The organism is Rothia sp. 27098_8_161, assembly GCF_041432905.1.
Lineage (GTDB): Bacteria > Actinomycetota > Actinomycetes > Actinomycetales > Micrococcaceae > Rothia.
This window is the reverse complement of sequence record NZ_JAPWAL010000009.1, coordinates 14,377-32,253: the sequence shown is the minus strand read 5'-3', so window position 1 is coordinate 32,253 and position 17,877 is coordinate 14,377. Positions and strand designations below refer to the sequence as shown.

Below are 17,877 nucleotides of genomic sequence, written 5' to 3'. Positions count from 1 at the left end.
CAATGGTTATTGTTGGGCGACTCAATGACTTAAGCCGTGGCAAAAGCCGCTGAAAAAGTACATAATAGATTATTGAATAAGTAACGACTTAGGCAGTGCTATCTAAGCACTGTTGTGGTGATAGCTGGGAGAGATATATGACAGACCTCATCGATACTACAGAGATGTATTTGCGCACCATCCTCGAACTGGAGGAAGAGGGCATTGTCCCCATGCGTGCGCGCATCGCTGAACGACTCGAGCACTCCGGCCCGACCGTTTCCCAGACTGTGGCGCGTATGGAGAAGCACGGCCTGCTCACAGTTGAGCCGGATCGCCACCTCGAACTGACTGAGGAAGGTCGCCACAAGGCTGTTGAGGTGATGCGTAAGCACCGCCTAGCTGAGCGCCTGCTCTCCGATATTATTGGTCTGGAACTTGAGTACGTGCACGAAGAGGCATGCCGCTGGGAGCATGTCATGAGTGACAAGGTGGAGAAGCGCATCCTGGAGATGCTCAAGGACCCCAAGTTCTCCCCGTACGGTAACGCTATCCCCGGCCTGGAGTATTTGGGTCATACTAGCGAGAAGAATGACGAGCGCACCGTACCCATGTCCCTGGCTGCACGTGACTCCGGTCCCGAGGATCGTTTCACCGTTTCTCGCTTCCCCGAGTCCATTCAGACTGACGTTGAGCTGCTGAAACTGCTGGCTGACGCAGGTATTGTCTACGGCGCTTCGGTGTCCGTGGTTGCTGGCCAGAACAATGATGTGATTGTTCACGCCGATGGTGAAGAGGACACCCTCTCCCTGGATATGGACGTGGCAAACGCAATTGTGGTCAAGCGCGGTGGCAGCCTCTAAGCTCCAGTTTTGAGAGTCTACTAACCCGCTTCACGCTTTAAACGGTGGTATCGCCTTCTTACTTGAGGAGGCGGTACCATCGTTTTTTGTGCCGTTGCTTCCCGAGAACTGACTTTGTCTAGATAGTGACGATTTAGCTCAATAATTGGCGCAAAACGCCGTATATACGGGAAGAAATGGGCAAAAGCGGAGGAATGCGGCGTATTCGGGCTACAAAAGGTGAATTAAACGGCGTGTATCAGTGGTGCAGACCACTCTCGCGTGAGCGAGCATATACTCCTCTCATAACTCTTTGGCAGCTGTGCTTGAGTGCATTTTTCGTAGTTTTCGCTTAAATCTGAAGTTGAAACTGAGGGACAAGCCGGTTTCTGGGTGGGTAATGGGGGGTAAAACCTTAAGAGACGAGGTTCATTTTTATGAGTTTTGAACCACGTCCTTAAGGTGCGGTGGTGCGTTAAAAGCGAATGTGTATCCTTGTGAAATACCTAGTCAAATGCCTTAAATTAATTAATTGCCCGCAAATAAGCGGGGTTCTGACCGCCCAAACTCGCTCCGTTCCACCGGGGGAGAAAGCTCAAAATTTAAGTCCAAATGAGGTGACAACTGGGAGTTTTCTGTGTATTCTCGATTTGTGCCAAAATCCTCATCGTAAGAGGGCACCGCCGAAGCGGTTCCGCTGAGTTCTGCCAACGCTTCGATGTAACGTCTACCCAATATGGCAGAAGCGGGGGACCCAATCCCCAAGCTGGGATACGGCTTCTCAATCGAGAAGCCTCGGGGCTAAGTCACTTCGGTGGCCGAGCGAATCCATGCTCGAGTCCGACAGCTCACCTCGTCAGGCAATGGAGGAATTACCAATGGCTAAGAAGATCGTACGTACCGCAGGTGCAACCATTGCTGCAGGCGCACTCCTGCTCGGCGCAACCGTTCCCGCGAACGCATTCGCACAGATTCCGGCTGCTGCTGATCTGTCCTACGACTACACCAACTACGAGTTTGATTACACCAGCTACAACACCCCCGCAACCACCTATGTTGCACCCCAGGCTGAGAACCAGCAGGCTTACGTTGCACCCGCTGCAGCTCCGGCACCCGCAGCTTCCTCCGCTTCCACCGGTAACGCATCTCGCGATGCAATCGTTGCAACCGCAATGAGCGGACTGGGTGGCGCATACGTTTGGGGCGGCAAGACCTTCGGTGCATGGGACTGCTCCGGCTTCACCTCCTGGGTTTTTGCTCAGCACGGCATCAAGCTGACCGCTTTCACCTACGCAATGAAGAACGAGCTGCGCCCGACCGCTAACCCCCAGCCCGGCGACATCGTCTTCCAGAACGGCTACAGCCACGTTGGTATCTACCTGGGCAACGGCAAGATGATTTCCGCTCTGAACCCCACCAACGGTACCCTGGTACACCCCACCTCCTGGATGTCCGTTGACGGCTACTACACCGCTCTCTAAGCCTTAGCGCATAAGAGCTGGGTCTAGCCCAACATACTTCAAAATGGCGCCCACCCCATATGGGGTGGGCGCCATTTGCATACCCGAGAGATTCCGTGACAATACCGTCGAGAGTGCATCTTAACGTGGGTGCATTCTCAGCTGTATGCGGCTAGGATATCAGAGCTTGCAGAAGCCTCTGCGGCTCCTGCTCCCACTCGCTGAGCTCAGCACGCAGATTAGCCTGCGCGGGCTCCTCCCAGAGCTGTAGAGCCTGTTCGGAGAGGAAGATGCGCTCGCGGCCCAGGATGGAACGCAGGAAGGTCGTACGACCGGTACGGAACGCCTCATCGTCAAAATGGGAGTACTCGCTACGCACTCCGCGCAGGTAACGGCGGTAGCGTGCCGAATCAGCTGCCAGGATAGCCATATCGGCATCGAGGAAGAGCTCAATATCGGCCGGTTCATAGCCCGCCGGTAGATCGGCAGACTTGGGAAGCTTGTGGGTTGCCGTGGCGCGCACCAGAAGGCTTACCATCTGCAGCTCGTGCTCGGTGAGTAGACCCGCGGTAACTAGCGGCTTCAGGGAGGCGCTCGCCAGCTGCTCGCTGCGGCGCTCATCCTCACCCGGTGTGCCCTCATAGACCGCGTCGTGGAACCACGCCGCCAGAATCAATGCCAGGGGGGTAGAACCTGCCTGGGCGCGATGTGCGTGGAGGCGGTCCAGATCGGTGAGCATCTGTGAAAGGTGCCCGCTGTGGTGGTAGGCTCGGTGCGGCTGTTCCCACGCATGAAGCATGCTCTCACCCAGTTCCACCACCTGCGCCATGAGTTGAGCTCGCAGCTCGGCAGGAACCTCCATGCGCGTGAGGCGGGGAGTAAATGCTGCCTCCCAGGCGCGAAGCAGACGTGGGCGAATCTTCTCGGGGCGCTCCTTCAGGGGAATCCGCAGACCGCTCGCAATGAGCGTGCGAGTCAGCTGCGCGCCACTGAGTTCCTTCGCACCTGCCCGTACTAGATCCTTGTAGAGGTGTGCTGGAACATCATAGTGGTCGCGGTCGAAGGCGCGCTCACTGATGTCACCAGCTGCGGCGAATTTGTGCAGTTCCGTCAGTGAGACATCGGAGATGAGGTGTGAGAAGACGGTGCCGTGTGCGGGCCAGGTGGGCGGGTCAATGTAGATGCTCATTTGTACATTGTAGGAGTGGTTCTGCCGCCGGAAGCGGGTGTCTTCGGGTGGCGAACACGGGTTGGGACAGGGGAATAGCGCGGCGTGACAACCGGTGGATGCTGACGGCTTGGGTAGACTGTGCCAACCTGCGGGTGGAGTGTTTTATACTGGATTGGTACGCCCTCGTAGCTCAGGGGATAGAGCACTTCTCTCCTAAAGAAGGTGTCGGACGTTCGAATCGTCTCGGGGGCACACAGAACCGGCAATCGCGCCGGTACGAGAAACCGCCCGTCGCTTGCGTTAGCAGGCGCGGGCGGTTTTCTTATCATGGATCGAATGATGAGAGGCGAATAAGCAGACGGGTGGGAGCTGCGGAGCAAATGCGGTAGCATGGAATATCGAACGTGTATTCTATGCAGTGAGGTAGATGATGAGGGACAAGTCTGAGCAGCAGAAGCAGCCCTTCACCGAACAGGACGGTCTGTTCGACGCCGAACTCGTCATCCCCGCAGCACCGGTAGTGGATGATGAGCCGCCCTTCGACCCCTACTACGATGTACCTCCTGCCGAGGATGACTACCACGCCCCTGCCATGGATGCTCCGATGATGGAGGCACACGCCCAGGACGTACCCGTCGCACCCGCAGCCTTCACCGCCGCAGATCCGCTCGGTGACTTCATGCCGCCCGCCTACCGTGTCGGCGGCTACGGCGAGGACTTCGACCCCGCTGACCCCTATAACGAACGCACCCACAGCCTCAACGCTGTGGACCCCGCCTCCCTCACCGCCGGGCTCAATGAACGGCAGGAAGAAGCCGTGATGCACTCTGGCTCGCCCCTGCTCATCGTCGCGGGCGCCGGCTCCGGCAAGACCCGCGTGCTCACCCACCGCATCGCTTACCTGCTCGCAACCCACCGCGCGACCCCCGGCCAGATCCTCGCTATCACATTCACCAACAAGGCTGCCGCCGAAATGCGTGAACGTATTGAGGCGCTGGTCGGCCCGCGCGCCAAGCACATGTGGATTTCTACTTTCCACAGCTTCTGCGTGCGCGTGCTGCGCCGTGAGGCCGCCGCCCTGGGTCTGAAGTCCACCTTCACCATCTACGATTCGACCGACTCGCAGCGCCTGCTGAGCCTGATCATTAAAGAGCTCAACCTGGACACCAAGAAGTTCACCGCCAAGGCCGTGGGCAACCGCATCTCCGCGCTGAAGAACGAGCTGGTCAGCGCCGAAGTGTATGCCTCCCGCGTGGCTAGCGATAACCCATACGAGAAGACTATCTCGCAGATTTATACCGTCTACACGCAACGTCTGCGTGCCGCCAATTCCCTCGACTTTGACGACCTGATTGGCCGCACCGTCTTTTTGCTCAAGAAGTTCCCCGAAATCGCGAACTACTATCGCCGCAAGTTCCGCCACGTCCTCGTAGATGAGTACCAGGACACCAACCACGCCCAGTACCAGCTGGTGCGTGAACTGGTTGGCGCCCATGCGAAGGCACCGGCTGACCGCGGCCCCTACCCGGACGCCGTGCCCCCTGCCGAGCTGACCGTGGTGGGTGACTCCGACCAGTCCATCTACGCCTTCCGTGGTGCGGATATCCGCAATATCACGGACTTTGAGAAGGACTACCCGAACGCCCACACGATTCTGCTGGAACAGAACTACCGTTCCACGCAGAACATCCTCTCCGCGGCGAACGCGGTCATCGAACGCAACCCCGACCGTCGCCCCAAGAAGCTGTGGACCGCCTCCGGCGCGGGTGCGAAGATCATCGGTTACGTCGCCGAATCCGAGCACGCCGAGGCACGCTACATCACCCGCGAAATTGACCGCCTTGCCGATGAGCACGGCGTGCAGCCAGGTGACGTCGCTATCTTTTACCGCACCAACGCGCAGTCCCGAACCCTCGAGGACATGCTCATGCGTGCCGGCCTGCCCTACCGCGTGGTCGGTGGTACCCGCTTCTACGAGCGTAAGGAAATCAAGGACGCCCTGGCGTACCTGCGCGCCCTGAGCAACCCCGATGACGACGTGAACGTACGCCGCATCCTGAACGAGCCCAAGCGCGGTATCGGTGCCAAGTCTGAGTCCGTGGTGGCGGAGTACGCGAGTGCAAACCGCATCTCCTTCTACACCGCCGCACACCAGGCAGCCGAAATCCCCGGCCTTGGCCCCGCCGCGATTAAGAAGTACGCCGAATTCGTGCGTCTCATGGACGATTTGGCGCAGATTGCCCGTACCGAGCCCGCCGCAACCTGCCTGGAAGCGGTTCTGGAGCAGACCGGGTACCTTGCAGCTTTGCGTGCCTCCAAGGACATTCAGGACGAATCGCGCGTGGAGAACCTCTCCGAGCTGCTTGACGCCATGGTCGAGTTCGAGACCGAGAACCCCGGCGCTGACCTGGAGCAGTTCCTTGAACACGTGGCTCTGGTCGCCGATGCCGACTCGATCCCGAACCGCCCCGCCAGTGTGGAGGGTGAGAACGCTTCCGCCGCGCAGATTGCTGCCGAGGCAGCTGAGGCGAAGGCACAGGGTATGGTCACCCTCATGACCCTGCACACCGCCAAGGGTCTGGAGTTCCCGGTGGTGTTCCTGACCGGAATGGAGCACGGCCTGTTCCCGCATCAGCGTGCCCTGACCGACGAGAAGGAAATGAGCGAGGAGCGCCGCCTGGCATACGTGGGTCTGACCCGCGCCATGGAGCGCCTGTACCTGACCCGCTCTGAGACCCGCACCATGTGGGGTAAGAGCCAGTTTAACCCGCCTTCACCCTTCCTGGAGGAAATTCCGGAGGAGCTCATCGAATGGAAGCGTACCGCCGGTTTCTCGGGCTTTGGTGCCTCCGGTATGGGCGCGTATGGCGCTCGCGGTGGCGGTTCCTACGGCGGCAGCTCCTACGGTAGCTCGTATGGTGGCGGCTATTCGGGTGGTTCTCGTTCCGGCTACGGTTCCGGTGGTTACAGCTCCGGTAGTTCGCGTGGCTCCTACGACCCCTACGATTCTCGCCCCGCACGCCGCTCTGAGCCGTCTACCGCGGATATTAACGGCTCGGCAAGCTACGGGCTGGCGGCGGCTGCCTCCTCGAAGGTGACGAAGCGTTCCCGCGTGCACCAGAGCAAGGAAATTCCGAGTCTGGCGGTCGGTGATACCGTGCGCCACACCAAGTTCGGTGAGGGTCGCGTGCTCGCCGTTGAGGGTAGCGGCGATAAGACTGTGGCGAAAGTTCGCTTCGGTTCGGAAGAGAAGCGCTTGCTACTGCGTTACGCGCCGCTGGAGAAGGTGAGCTAACGCGTCAGGCGTGCGAACCTAACAATGCCGATGGAGGGGAGGGCACCTGAGGGTGCCCGCCCCTCTTTTGTGTGCTGTGCCGGGCGTGTTGTTCGCCTGCTGAGAAGGTGGCCGGGGCTTTGCAGAGTAGGGCGGTAAACGCCGCATTTTCGCTGGCATTTCGCGGCAGATGGGGGAGCGTTAGTTTGGGTTAGTTACCCGGTACGCAGCCTTTGGGTGAAATGTACCCAAAATATTTGTGAGCTGAGTCGCTAAAATCTCAGATTTGGGGCTCTGTGAGTGCGAGCTCACGCCGAATCCGATAGAGTAGAGACGAGAGAAATTCCCCGCGTCAATGATGCGTGTGCGCCGGGTGCGAGAGACCCCTATAGCCCCGTACCGACTACACGGGGGATCCTCCTCTAATGAGACCAGGCCGAGTGCACCAGTGCTCGGCACCACTTCGAAGAAGAAGGACACCTGTGGACCTTTTCGAATACCAGGCGCGCGAGCTCTTCGCAAAGCACGGTGTACCCGTGCTCAAGGGCATTGTTGCGACCACCCCTGAAGAAGCAAAGGCAGCAGCTGAGGAAATTGGCGGCCTGACCGTTATTAAGGCTCAGGTTAAGACCGGCGGCCGTGGTAAGGCTGGCGGCGTTAAGCTCGCAAAGTCCCCCGAAGAAGCTTACCAGCACGCTAAGGCAATTCTCGGCATGGACATCAAGGGCCACACCGTTCACCGCGTGCTGGTCGCTGACGGCGCAGACATCGCCGAAGAATACTACTTCTCCCTCCTGCTGGACCGTGCAAACCGCTCCTACCTGGCAATGTGCTCGGTAGAAGGCGGTATGGAAATTGAGCAGCTTGCTGCTGAGCGCCCCGAGGCGCTGGCAAAGATCGAGGTTGACCCGCTGGTCGGCCTGGACCAGGCTAAGGCTGAGGAAATTGCTAAGGCAGCAGGTTTCTCCGCAGAACTGCAGGAGAAGGTTGTTCCCGTTCTCGTCAAGCTGGGCGAAGTCTACACCAAGGAAGACGCAACCCTGGTTGAGGTTAACCCCCTCGTTCTGACCCCCGAGGGCACCATCCTCGCCCTGGACGGCAAGGTCTCCCTGGACGACAACGCAGAATTCCGTCAGCCCGAGCACGAGGCTCTCGTGGACAAGTCCGCTGAGAACCCGCTGGAAGCTAAGGCAAAGCAGTTCGACCTGAACTACGTGAAGCTGGACGGCGAGGTCGGCATCGTTGGTAACGGTGCAGGTCTGGTTATGTCCACCCTGGACGTTGTTGCATATGCTGGTGAGAACCACGGCAACGTCAAGCCCGCAAACTTCCTTGATATTGGTGGCGGCGCGTCCGCTGAGGTTATGGCTGCCGGCCTGGAAATCATTCTGGGCGACGAGCAGGTCAAGAGCGTTTTCGTGAACGTCTTCGGCGGCATCACCGCATGTGACGCAGTGGCAGACGGCATTGTGAAGGCTCTGGAGATTCTGGGCGACGCAGCAACCAAGCCCCTGGTTGTGCGCCTGGACGGCAACAACGTTGCTGAGGGTCGCCGCATCCTCTCCGAGGCGAACCACCCGCTGGTTGTTCTGGCTGAGACCATGGACTCCGGCGCTGACAAGGCAGCAGAGCTCGCTCACAAGGCGTAATCGCCAGCAAAGGATTTCAAGGAAGTAATATGTCTATCTTTGTGAACAAGGACTCCAAGGTCATCGTTCAGGGCATCACCGGTGGCGAGGGTACCAAGCACACCGCACGCATGCTCGCAGCAGGCACCAACATTGTGGGCGGCGTGAACGCTCGCAAGGCTGGCACCACCGTCACCCACAAGGCGAAGGACGGCTCCGACATCGAGCTGAACGTGTACGGTTCCGTAGCTGAGGCTATGGAGAAGACTGGCGCGAACGTCTCCATCGTCTTCGTTCCCCCGGCCTTCACCAAGGCAGCAGTTCTCGAGGCTATCGAAGCTAAGATCGGCCTCGTCGTCGTTATCACCGAGGGCGTCCCGGTTCAGGACTCCGCAGAGTTCTGGGCAGCTGCTAAGGCATCCGTGGACGAGAACGGCAAGCAGATTACCCGCATCATCGGCCCCAACTGCCCCGGCATCATCTCCCCCGAGGAGTGCCTGGTCGGTATTATCCCGGCGAACATCACCGGCAAGGGTAAGATTGGTCTGGTCTCCAAGTCCGGTACCCTGACCTACCAGCTGATGTACGAACTGTCCGATATTGGTTTCACCACCGCTATCGGTATTGGTGGCGACCCGATTATCGGCACCACCCACATCGACGCGCTGGAAGCTTTCGAAGCTGACCCCGAGACCGAAGCAATCGTCATGATTGGTGAGATTGGTGGTGACGCTGAGGAGCGTGCTGCAGAGTACATCAAGGCAAACGTGACCAAGCCCGTCGTTGGTTACATCGCAGGCTTCACCGCTCCTGAGGGTAAGACTATGGGCCACGCAGGCGCTATTGTCTCCGGTTCCTCCGGTACCGCTCAGGCGAAGAAGGAAGCTCTGGAAGCAGCAGGCGTGAAGGTCGGTAAGACCCCCTCCGAGGCTGCAAACCTGATGCGCGAAATCTTCGCAGCGAAGTAAACGGCATAAATAATGCGGCAGATGCCGGTAGCCCGTGAGGCTACCGGCATCTGTGCTTTAACAGTGAACTAAACAGGGACAGCGCGCCGAAAAATACTGGAGTTGCAGGGGGTGCGCCGGGGTTTCTTTGCGCTTAGGCTGTGGCACTTGCAGGGGAATGCAACACATGCATGAGCGGCTATATACACTTGTTGAAAGCTTATTGGGGGAGTTGCGACTAGGCAACCGTTGTACCAAATGCCAAACCCAGCAGGTAGGTGACAAACGCCGCGCCGAAACCAATTAGAATCTGACGGATACCGCGCTTGAGCGGGGAAGCACCTGACAGCAGACCCACCACGCCGCCGGTGAAGCCCAGAGCCGCACCCACAAACAGCAGAGACAGCACCATCGCGAACACACCCGAGAAACCGAAAATATAGGGCAGAATCGGGATCAACGCACCCGAAGCGAAGAACGCAAATGACGCAGCGGCGGCACCAATATCGGTGCCCAAAGCCACGTTCTCCTCACGATCCTCATCCTCGCGATGAGACAGTGACGGGTCGCAATCACAATCCAGGTAGCCGAAACGCTCCATCGCGCGGTGATGCGCCGCCTCCGGCTCCATACCGCGGGCACGGTAAATAAGCTCCAGCTCGTTCGAATCCAAATCCAAATCGTGCGCAACACGCAGGGTTACCTGGGTTGGCTGGGATGCATCCAGTAGCTCACGCTGAGAACGCACTGACACGAACTCACCCGCCGCCATGGACAGTGCACCCGCCAGCAGGCCCGCAATACCCGAGAGCAGAACCATTGAGCTGGATGCGCCCGAGGCGGTAATACCCATAATCAGCGCCAGATTCGACACCAAACCGTCATTAGCGCCAAAGACCGCCGCACGGAAATTACCCGAAAGCTTCTCCCTGCCGCTGGTCGCCAGGGCGCGAATAATCTCCTCGTGAATCGCCTCGTCAGCCGCCATTTCCTCGGTAGCGTCTGGGTCCTCAGCGTAGGGGGATCGGGACTCGGCGCGCTGAGCCATCGCCAGAATAAACACCGAACCAAAGTTCTTTGCCAGGAACTGCAACACCAGAGACTGAATGGACGGGCGCACGTGCACATTTGCGTGCTCACCGAGCATGTCACGCCAATGCTGCTGGTGACGCTTCTCAGCCTTAGCAACCTGCAGAAGGATTTCGCGATCGGTACCCTCTGTACGGCGAGCCAGGTAGCGGTAGATGCGCGCCTCCGACTCCTCATCGGCAAGGTAGCGGCGCCAACGCTTAATCTGCGCGGGGGAGGGGGAGGTGACGGCGCTATGGCGGGTGGTTCGCGAAGCTTCAGTGGTGGCGTTTTCCGGCTGAAGCTTTTCGGTTTCTTCGACGTGCTCGTGCTGGGCGTGCGTGCTCATAGTTCCCTTTCCGCTACTCATGCGGTACGTGTCGGGTTTGCCGGTTAGCAACCCGTTACGCCTTCAAGTCTGTGTGCTCTGTCATGAACAGTGAACCACTCTAGAGCACTCTGAACAGAAAATCTAGGACGGCCTAACCCGATAAACATGTTCGCCTCAACGTACTTTGCCGTACTACGTGGACGAGGAACGATGAGTGAACTCGGTGTATATTTCATGTGAAAAACCGGGCGGGTGCACCCTCCATAAGGAGAGCGCACCCGCCCGGTTTTGTGACTCTAAAAGCTGGCGCCTATATACCTTGCCGCCATAAGTAGGCTGTGGTTTAGACGCTACGACTTAGATGGTTGTAGCTTAGATGCTGCCTTCGCCGTTTTCCAGGAATGCGCGGATGAACCACTGGAACTTCTCCAGCTCAGCGGTCTGGCCAATCAGCAGATCCTCGGTGACGGGGTCGGACTCGCCTGCGAATGCAATCGCCTTGCGGTGAGCTTCAATCACGCGGGTGTAGACGTCGTTCAGGGCGCGCAGGTGAGCGGGGACGGGTGCGCGGCCAACTGCGTAGTCTTCAACGGTACGCTGTGCGACCAGTGCGCCAGCCAGGCCGTTGGGGGTTGCGCCCAGGGTTGCCATACGCTCTGCGATGGCGTCGACAAAATCGCGGACAGTATCGACCTGGGGGTCAATCATTTCGTGAACGGCGATGAAGCCGGGGCCGGTCACGTTCCAGTGAGCGTGCTTCAGCAGCAGGTGCAGGTCGTTCAGGTCGTGCAGACGTGCCTGGAGAACCTCGGAAATGCCCTTGCCTTCTTCAATGGTCAGGCCGGGTGCGGTGTAGTTTGCGAATGCCATGATGGTCTCCTTCATGATGCTGTGATGCTTGTGCTTCGGTGGGGTTTGTACCCCGCCGAATCATTATTATTGAGTAAATCATTTTAAGGAACTACTGTCAAGGTTATTTTGATTAATTCGTAATAAATCGTCATCTGTGTGTTGCGCCGACCTCAAGCCCTCGCTCAAAAGCCCCTGCTCAAAAGCCCCTGCTCAACCCCCCCCACGGCTCACCACCCAGGCATGCGCAAAGGGTAGGATGCACAGTATCTCGTATCGCGCATCCCACCCTTTATGGTGAAGCCTATTCAGTTTTCTGCAGAGCTTCCAATCTGCGAACCAAGCGGCTACGCCAGCGCGCGCACCGCCTCTAGGGTCAGTTCCTCATGTTTGAGGTGCACGGTGCCCAGCTCTGCTGGAACCTCCAGTTCACCCGGCACAACAATGACATACATACCCGCCGCGGCCGCGCTGCGCACACCCGAAGGCGAATCCTCAAGAGCCACGCACTGAGTCGGATTAACACCCAGGCGCTCGGCCGCCAAAAGATAAGGCTGCGGGTCCGGCTTGGGGCGGGTGGTTTCATCATTACCAATAACCGCTGAGAACGTACCCTCAGGTGCCGCATTTGCGGTGCGGCGAGCCACGGAGGTGGCTGCATTCGTGACGACTGCCGCCGGAATCTGCGCCTCGCGAACCTCCCAGAGGAAACGCTCAAGACCGGGCAGGAACTCGACCGGCTGGTGTGCCAGGGCATCGTGCACCTTTGTGACGAGTCGCTCGTTGATTTCTTCATCCGGTAGGTTTACACCGCGCTTACGTAGGCGGTCCAGGGTGAACTGCATGGATAGGCCCAGGCAGTCGAGGGTGTCCTGCTCAGTCCAGGCGCCGCCAAATTCTGCGGTGAGAGCAACTTTTGCGGCAGCCCATACGGGTTCGGTATCGACGAGAGTTCCGTCGTGGTCGAAGAGAATGGCGGCGGGGAAGGTATTTGTAGTCGTCATGCCATTAAGCCTACCGGTTTATTTCTGGGGTGAGCGTAGAGTAGCATCCTCAATGGTTACCAAAAAATCTGTGCCCGCGTTCTGGGGATTCTTGGCGATAGTGAGCAGCGCATCGGCAACGTCCTCACGGGAAATCGTCGGGATACCCGAAGTTCGCTCGACGCTCGACATGTCAGATACCTTCACCCCGCCCTTACTGGGCTTATCGGTCAGTCTACCCGGATGGGCACGCGAAATATACGGCTGATATTCGGCGACTAAGGCGTCCGCCTTAACCTTGTCGGTAAAAATGCCGCGCATGATGACCTTGCACACCAGACGCATGGGCAGGGATGCGGTCCGTAGCGTATCGCCCACACCGTAGGCACTCATCAGAACGCAGTGCTTTACGCCTTCGCCCGTGACCACCTCCATGATGAGAGGCAGACGCTCCTGCATGAATGTGGAGGAGAGAAATTCTCGTACCGTGGCTTTCTGACCCAAGATACTGACCATCACGTCCTGCCCGGAGGATGCTGCAGCGAGCTGTTCGGCATTGTTCAGGGCTCCCGGAACGATAGTGAGATTGTGGTGCGCCCCCAAAAGCGCTAGGGCCTTGTTGGGGTTGCGTACGTAGGCGGTGACGGTGTGCCCGTCCTTCAGAGCTTTGCGGGTAAAGAGATAGCCGGTGCGGCCGGTTGCGCCTAGAACCAGTATTTTCATGTGGGTCCCCATTCGTGACTGTGATTGTTGCGGGAACTCGCAAGTGCCCAGTCCGGTCAGTATAACAAAGCAGTTTTGACTCGGGCTTTTGTTCGGGATCAGGGGCTTGCGGTGCGTGGCGAAGATGTAGCGATTGACCCGGATGCGGCCGAACCTGAAGTAACCCCCGAAACAAGCCAAATTGTTAACCAGTGGGTGAATACCTTGAATGCTCAACCTAGGTGAATGCGGCGTCACATCTTACGAAGCAAGCAATATTAGTGGCTCTTCAGAGTTGAGTGTGGGTGGAGGCATCTAGGCCTCCTGCGATGAGGAGCATTCGGGGTTGGTAGTTGGTGGGGTTGCGGTAGCCTCTGGCGGTGCGTCTGCCTAGCTCAATAATGTCCGTTGATGGCTTCCATGCGGTGCGTTGCTTGCTCCGTCGGTGTCGAAGTAGGCGTCGAGCGGGTCCTTCCATTTGCGTAGGGTTCGGCCCAGGCGAGCGATTTCGAGGATGGGACAGGCTGGTAGACGCTGATTCCCGACGATCTGACAGAAGAAATCAAGGACGCCTACGAAAACGCACACGCTCGATAAAGCCGTTCGCTACCCATGGTACTCCGGCAAGGAGCTCTTTCCGGGCAGAACGAAAAAGAAAGCCTCCGAACCGGAAGGTTCGGAGGCTTTCTTTTTCGTTATTTTGCTGGTGGCTTTGCTCTATAGCGATGCCGAAACAGCGCCAGGCGGTAATCGGCGGCACCAAAACGGGAGTTCAGAAGCCAGTTCCCGCTATTCCTACTCCTGTTATTCACAGGATTTATGGTGTCAAATACGTCCCTTCTCGTCCGCATCGTACCACCGTTTTCGCTCCTATCTTCCCAGTACAACAATAGAACAGCATTGCTTTGTACTCACGCAAAACAGACCTCTACTTACAGAAATCCCGGGAGTAAATCTTGACATCACAAACCCTAGCATTGAGGTCGAAACGACCTCCGCAATCAACTGTGACAAATTGTCACAGTAGCTCTGCACTGGGAACACTTTTCAAAAAATGAGAAATTATCACGTGCATGCCGAGTACGAAAACACTCTGACTAGATCTTACTAGCCAGATCGGCAGCCTCTCTCGCATTGGTTGCCATGCCCATATACTCCATGCCGTAGAGCCCGGCGAAGCGGCTCACGGTGGACTCGGCGCGTTCCAGCATCGCGGGTGTTGGAGCTGCTCCCTGGAAGATGAAGAAGAGCCGCTTCCCCGCCATGCTGCCCCCGGCCACGGGGCCGTAGAAGCGGTTGAGTAGGTTGCGGATCATGCCCGAGAGGTCATGCCAGTAGACGGGCGAGCCGAGCACGATGGTGTCGGCCTGCTTCAAGCGGGCCAGCACCTGATCGAACTCGTCGTCGTCGAAGTGCTGCCCGTGGTCGTAGACCTTGTGGTCTGCGAGATCTATCTGGTCGAAATCATGACCGGCGAGGAGCCTTTGCCCAAGGGCGGAGGTGTTCCCGCCCTTCTCGCCGCCGTTGATGAAAAGGATGCTCATGTCACTCATTCCTTAGAGGTTGCTTCCGAAAAACTCGACGAGCTTGCCCACAGCCTGGGAAACATAATCCGGCTTCCAATAGGTCTGGATGTGGGTCGCGCCCGGGATCTCGAAGATCTCGCGCACGGGAGCGTTCACGGCCGCCTCGTAGCAGTCGATGGTCATGTACCCCGTATCGGCATGACTTCCCATCATCATGAGCAGCGGCACGTTGATGAGCTCGGCCCCTTGGCGCGCATCCCATGCGGCGAGTTTCATGAGGCTCGACGCCGTGTAGCTGAAGGTGCTGCCCTCATGCGCCGCGTCGCGACCGTAATAGTAGTAGCCCTCGCGGTAGAGGTCGTATGGCATGGCGTCTGCCTGCTCGGGTGTTGCGGTCTCGCACATGTTGGGAGTGAGCGTGGCGTTCTTGCCGTCGGCCTCGTCCTGGCGAGCCTTGCTTGCGGCGGCCAGACGCTCCTGGATGGAGTCGGCCTGGCTTCCACGAAAGCCCTCGCGGCGCACCTCGCCGGAATTGAACAGCGACAACGTCGCCACGGCCTTGAGGCGCTTGTCGGTCTGCGCTGCCTTGAAGGTGTATCCTCCGCCTCCGCAGATGCCGAGCGCCGCCACGCGCTCGCGGTCGACTCCCGGGAACTGCATGATGATGTCGGTGGCGCGGAAGATGTCCTCCACGCGGTTCTCGGGCCAGTCGGTGCTCCTCGGCTTGCCTCCGCTCTCGCCCTGGTAGGCCGCATCGAAAGCGAGCGCGATATAACCGTTCTCGGCCAGCTTCTGGGCGTAGTTGCCCGCCACCTGGTCCTTCATGCCGCCGTTGGGATGCGCCACCACCACTGCCGGATAGCTCCCGTTCGGGTCGTAGCCAGCCGGGGTGTAGACGTTGGCCACCGAAAAGAAGTCGCGGTAGGGGTACTTGATGGCGTGGATGTTAACCTCGCCCTCGACGTTCTCGGTAATGGCGCCGCTGTAGACGAGCCCGAAGGGGTTGCCCGCCACGGGAATGAACTCGCGCTCCGTGAATGCCTTGTCTGACATGATTCGTCCTTTCACTTGAATAAATTCACAGACCTGCTTGCCCTGGCTCGGAATTGTCGACGTGCCGTTGGCAAGAAGTCATGAGTTGTGCCAGAGGAGCGCCATCACGTTATACAAGTAGCACCTTATCGCTCGCCCCAACCGCATGCCTCAGTTCGATTAGAGGTTCTTCGCGAAGAACGGCGCGATGAACTTGAACACCTCATCGACGTAGGGATACAGGTCGTACATGTCGAAGTGCCCCGCCTCCGGGATGACGTGCATCTCCTTGTCGACTCCGGGCACGGCATCGAACACCTCGGTGGACGCCTCGCGGCTCCATGCGTTCTCTCCCGTGATGACGAGATAGGGCTTCTTCATGTCCTTCATGATGTCGACGACGTTGTACTTCACGAGCTCCAGCTGGCTCCAGGCGACAACCTGGTTCGTCCAGCCGCGCTTGTTCCCGCGGGAAGTGTAATAATACGCCGCGCCCTCGTCGAACGCGCGGGGCATGAAGTTCAGGTATTCGATGGGGCCGGTCCCGGCCTCATAGGCGGCCTTGGCTGCCTCTACCTCGTCCGCGGGCTTGAAGAATCCTGCCATGGCGGACTTGGAGATGTCTGCGATGGCGGGCACGATCGCCGCGACGGTCTTGAGGCGGGGCGCCTTCACTCCCGCCACGGACATGTAAGAGCCGGATCCGCAGATGCCGAGGCCGCCGATGCGGTTCTCGTCGACATAGGGAATGGAGGCCAGGAAGTCCGCGGCCCCCTCGATGTCTGTCTCCTTCACGTCGGGAAGCTCCTGGTAGCGCGGCGTCCCCGCGCTCTCGCCGAAGTAAGACCCGTCGAACACGAGCGTCACGTACCCGAGCTCGGCGAGGCGCTTCGCGTACACGCTTTGAGCCTGCTCCTTGATCGACAGCATTGGGCCGGTCACCACGACGGCCGGGTACGACTTCGACACGTCGAGGTTGTCGGGGGTATAGAGGATGCCTGCCAGATTGAGGTCCAGCTCCTTGTTCTTGAAAGATACCTTCTGAAAGTCCATGCTCTCATTCCTTTCCTTGAACGATGCAAAGATCGATGGTTTACTCATAGATTGTTCTTTGTAGTTGCAATCATGATAGTTCCTATCCTTCAACTTGCCATGAACGCTGGCTTACTTCGGTGAGTCGTAGTCGAGCTTGGCGGCAGCGTAGGGCTCGAGCTTCTCCTGGGAAGGCTCGTAGTAGCGCTTCGTGCCGTTGAGCTTGGCGATGCAATCTATCCTCCTCGTCCGTAAGGACGAAGTCGAAGATGGCGGCGTCGTCGGCGATGTGCGCCGGATTCGTGCTCTACTCGCAACCCCCGCTCAACACCCGGTGGTCACCCACACTCAACTCGGAAGAGCCATGTTAGTTCTTGAGCTTGCGTGTTGCGGCGAGCCACGGCGGTGTGGATCATACGGCATCGATCTCGCTTGGTTTCTTGTTTTTTCGATTCACAATATGTGGTAGGAAGGTCACCTCACATCCTGCCAGAATAACTGCAAACATGTTAATCGGCGGATAAACAAAGATTGCCAGAATAATTCCGATTGCCTTAATGCTCAGGTCACCCGCAACGATTTTCCGGTTATTATAGTCCAATGCGCTCGTCGAGCCATTAGCCCTTTCGACCGCTCGCGCAAGCGCCATGTTGGATAGTGAAACACAAATCACCACCGCGCTGTAAAGCATCTGTGCAAAAAGGCTTGTGAAGTGGTCGCTCACAAAGTCTGTCACATACGGGAAGAAAGAGGCGAAAAACAGCATGATGATGCTCCACCAGATCACCTTGTTGTCTATCTTCTCGATCCTGTGCCAATGGTTATGCAGATTTACCCACATGGCGCCAAGCCAGAAGAAGGAAATCGCATAGGAGAAGAAATGCGCCCTGAGTGCCCAAAACGATGCCCAGTCAGCTGTCGCTGGTTTCTCAAGTTCCAGCACCAATATTGTCATGATGATCGCCAATATCGCATCCGTAAATGCGGTGAGTCTTTCTTTGCTCATTTTTCAGGAGCCCCTTTCTTCTTCGCATAGACAAGTCGTAGCGTAGC

14 protein-coding genes, 1 tRNA gene and 1 riboswitch are annotated in these 17,877 nt (G+C 58.1%); of the genes, 6 read left to right on the top strand and 9 right to left on the bottom strand.

Annotated elements, in window-relative coordinates:
- The first annotated feature begins 137 nt into the window (after positions 1 to 137).
- Together O3648_RS04715 and O3648_RS04710 are read left to right on the top strand one after the other, a co-directional pair.
- Positions 138 to 842, top strand: coding sequence for a metal-dependent transcriptional regulator (locus O3648_RS04715; protein ID WP_279740940.1), 705 nt, complete (start codon positions 138 to 140; stop codon positions 840 to 842).
- 697 nt (positions 843 to 1,539) lie between these two features.
- Positions 1,540 to 1,699, top strand: a riboswitch (cyclic di-AMP (ydaO/yuaA leader).
- Positions 1,700 to 2,302 carry a C40 family peptidase gene (locus O3648_RS04710; RefSeq protein ID WP_279740939.1) on the top strand — a complete coding sequence of 201 codons (603 nt, stop codon included), beginning with the start codon at positions 1,700 to 1,702 and terminating at the stop codon, positions 2,300 to 2,302. It begins immediately after the preceding riboswitch.
- A 151-nt stretch (positions 2,303 to 2,453) separates the two neighbouring features.
- Here O3648_RS04710 and O3648_RS04705 read toward each other — a convergent pair whose 3' ends face one another.
- Positions 2,454 to 3,470 (bottom strand): DUF4031 domain-containing protein, encoded by a 1,017-nt coding sequence (locus O3648_RS04705; protein WP_314078532.1) that lies wholly within the window; start codon positions 3,468 to 3,470, stop codon positions 2,454 to 2,456.
- Positions 3,471 to 3,631: 161 nt separating this feature from the next.
- Between O3648_RS04705 and O3648_RS04700 the strand changes: the two genes are divergently transcribed.
- The 4 genes from O3648_RS04700 (at position 3,632) to sucD (ending at position 9,322) form a co-directional block, all read left to right on the top strand.
- Positions 3,632 to 3,704, top strand: a tRNA-Arg gene (locus O3648_RS04700).
- 175 nt (positions 3,705 to 3,879) lie between these two features.
- Entirely contained in the window at positions 3,880 to 6,747 is a 2,868-nt protein-coding gene (locus tag O3648_RS04695) for a UvrD-helicase domain-containing protein (protein ID WP_371568783.1), read from the top strand.
- Positions 6,748 to 7,208: 461 nt separating this feature from the next.
- Entirely contained in the window at positions 7,209 to 8,375 is a 1,167-nt protein-coding gene (sucC, locus tag O3648_RS04690; protein WP_279754747.1) for an ADP-forming succinate--CoA ligase subunit beta, read from the top strand.
- A 29-nt stretch (positions 8,376 to 8,404) separates the two neighbouring features.
- Entirely contained in the window at positions 8,405 to 9,322 is a 918-nt protein-coding gene (gene sucD / locus O3648_RS04685) for a succinate--CoA ligase subunit alpha (RefSeq protein ID WP_005508195.1), read from the top strand.
- Positions 9,323 to 9,539: 217 nt separating this feature from the next.
- Here sucD and O3648_RS04680 read toward each other — a convergent pair whose 3' ends face one another.
- From O3648_RS04680 to O3648_RS04645, 8 genes are all read right to left on the bottom strand, one after another.
- A complete protein-coding gene (locus O3648_RS04680) occupies positions 9,540 to 10,718 on the bottom strand; it encodes a VIT1/CCC1 family protein (protein ID WP_371568780.1) in 1,179 nt (392 codons plus the stop codon).
- A gap of 354 nt (positions 10,719 to 11,072) precedes the next feature.
- The gene (locus O3648_RS04675) at positions 11,073 to 11,570 is read right to left on the bottom strand and encodes a DNA starvation/stationary phase protection protein (protein WP_279788417.1); all 498 of its coding nucleotides are present in this window, start codon (positions 11,568 to 11,570) and stop codon (positions 11,073 to 11,075) included.
- 326 nt (positions 11,571 to 11,896) lie between these two features.
- Positions 11,897 to 12,553: an HAD family hydrolase gene (locus O3648_RS04670; protein WP_371568778.1), complete on the bottom strand. Its 657-nt coding sequence runs from the start codon at positions 12,551 to 12,553 to the stop codon at positions 11,897 to 11,899.
- A gap of 18 nt (positions 12,554 to 12,571) precedes the next feature.
- Positions 12,572 to 13,255, bottom strand: coding sequence for an NAD(P)-dependent oxidoreductase (locus O3648_RS04665; RefSeq protein WP_371568776.1), 684 nt, complete (start codon positions 13,253 to 13,255; stop codon positions 12,572 to 12,574).
- A 1,076-nt stretch (positions 13,256 to 14,331) separates the two neighbouring features.
- A complete protein-coding gene (locus tag O3648_RS04660; protein WP_371568774.1) occupies positions 14,332 to 14,778 on the bottom strand; it encodes a flavodoxin family protein in 447 nt (148 codons plus the stop codon).
- Positions 14,779 to 14,790: 12 nt separating this feature from the next.
- Positions 14,791 to 15,813, bottom strand: coding sequence for an alpha/beta hydrolase (locus O3648_RS04655; protein ID WP_371568772.1), 1,023 nt, complete (start codon positions 15,811 to 15,813; stop codon positions 14,791 to 14,793).
- A gap of 159 nt (positions 15,814 to 15,972) precedes the next feature.
- Positions 15,973 to 16,845: an alpha/beta hydrolase gene (locus O3648_RS04650; RefSeq protein ID WP_371568770.1), complete on the bottom strand. Its 873-nt coding sequence runs from the start codon at positions 16,843 to 16,845 to the stop codon at positions 15,973 to 15,975.
- Positions 16,846 to 17,236: 391 nt separating this feature from the next.
- The gene (locus tag O3648_RS04645; protein ID WP_371568768.1) at positions 17,237 to 17,830 is read right to left on the bottom strand and encodes a TMEM175 family protein; all 594 of its coding nucleotides are present in this window, start codon (positions 17,828 to 17,830) and stop codon (positions 17,237 to 17,239) included.
- Positions 17,831 to 17,877 lie beyond the last annotated feature (47 nt).

Coding starts and splice junctions, on each gene's coding strand:
- O3648_RS04715 (WP_279740940.1), top strand. CDS start 138: ATGACAGACCTCATCGATACTACAGAGATGTATTTGCGCACCATCCTC.
- O3648_RS04710 (WP_279740939.1), top strand. CDS start 1,700: ATGGCTAAGAAGATCGTACGTACCGCAGGTGCAACCATTGCTGCAGGC.
- O3648_RS04705 (WP_314078532.1), bottom strand. CDS start 3,470: ATGAGCATCTACATTGACCCGCCCACCTGGCCCGCACACGGCACCGTC.
- O3648_RS04695 (WP_371568783.1), top strand. CDS start 3,880: ATGATGAGGGACAAGTCTGAGCAGCAGAAGCAGCCCTTCACCGAACAG.
- sucD (WP_005508195.1), top strand. CDS start 8,405: ATGTCTATCTTTGTGAACAAGGACTCCAAGGTCATCGTTCAGGGCATC.
- O3648_RS04680 (WP_371568780.1), bottom strand. CDS start 10,718: ATGAGCACGCACGCCCAGCACGAGCACGTCGAAGAAACCGAAAAGCTT.
- O3648_RS04675 (WP_279788417.1), bottom strand. CDS start 11,570: ATGGCATTCGCAAACTACACCGCACCCGGCCTGACCATTGAAGAAGGC.
- O3648_RS04670 (WP_371568778.1), bottom strand. CDS start 12,553: ATGACGACTACAAATACCTTCCCCGCCGCCATTCTCTTCGACCACGAC.
- O3648_RS04665 (WP_371568776.1), bottom strand. CDS start 13,255: ATGAAAATACTGGTTCTAGGCGCAACCGGCCGCACCGGCTATCTCTTT.
- O3648_RS04660 (WP_371568774.1), bottom strand. CDS start 14,778: ATGAGCATCCTTTTCATCAACGGCGGCGAGAAGGGCGGGAACACCTCC.
- O3648_RS04655 (WP_371568772.1), bottom strand. CDS start 15,813: ATGTCAGACAAGGCATTCACGGAGCGCGAGTTCATTCCCGTGGCGGGC.
- O3648_RS04650 (WP_371568770.1), bottom strand. CDS start 16,845: ATGGACTTTCAGAAGGTATCTTTCAAGAACAAGGAGCTGGACCTCAAT.
- O3648_RS04645 (WP_371568768.1), bottom strand. CDS start 17,830: ATGAGCAAAGAAAGACTCACCGCATTTACGGATGCGATATTGGCGATC.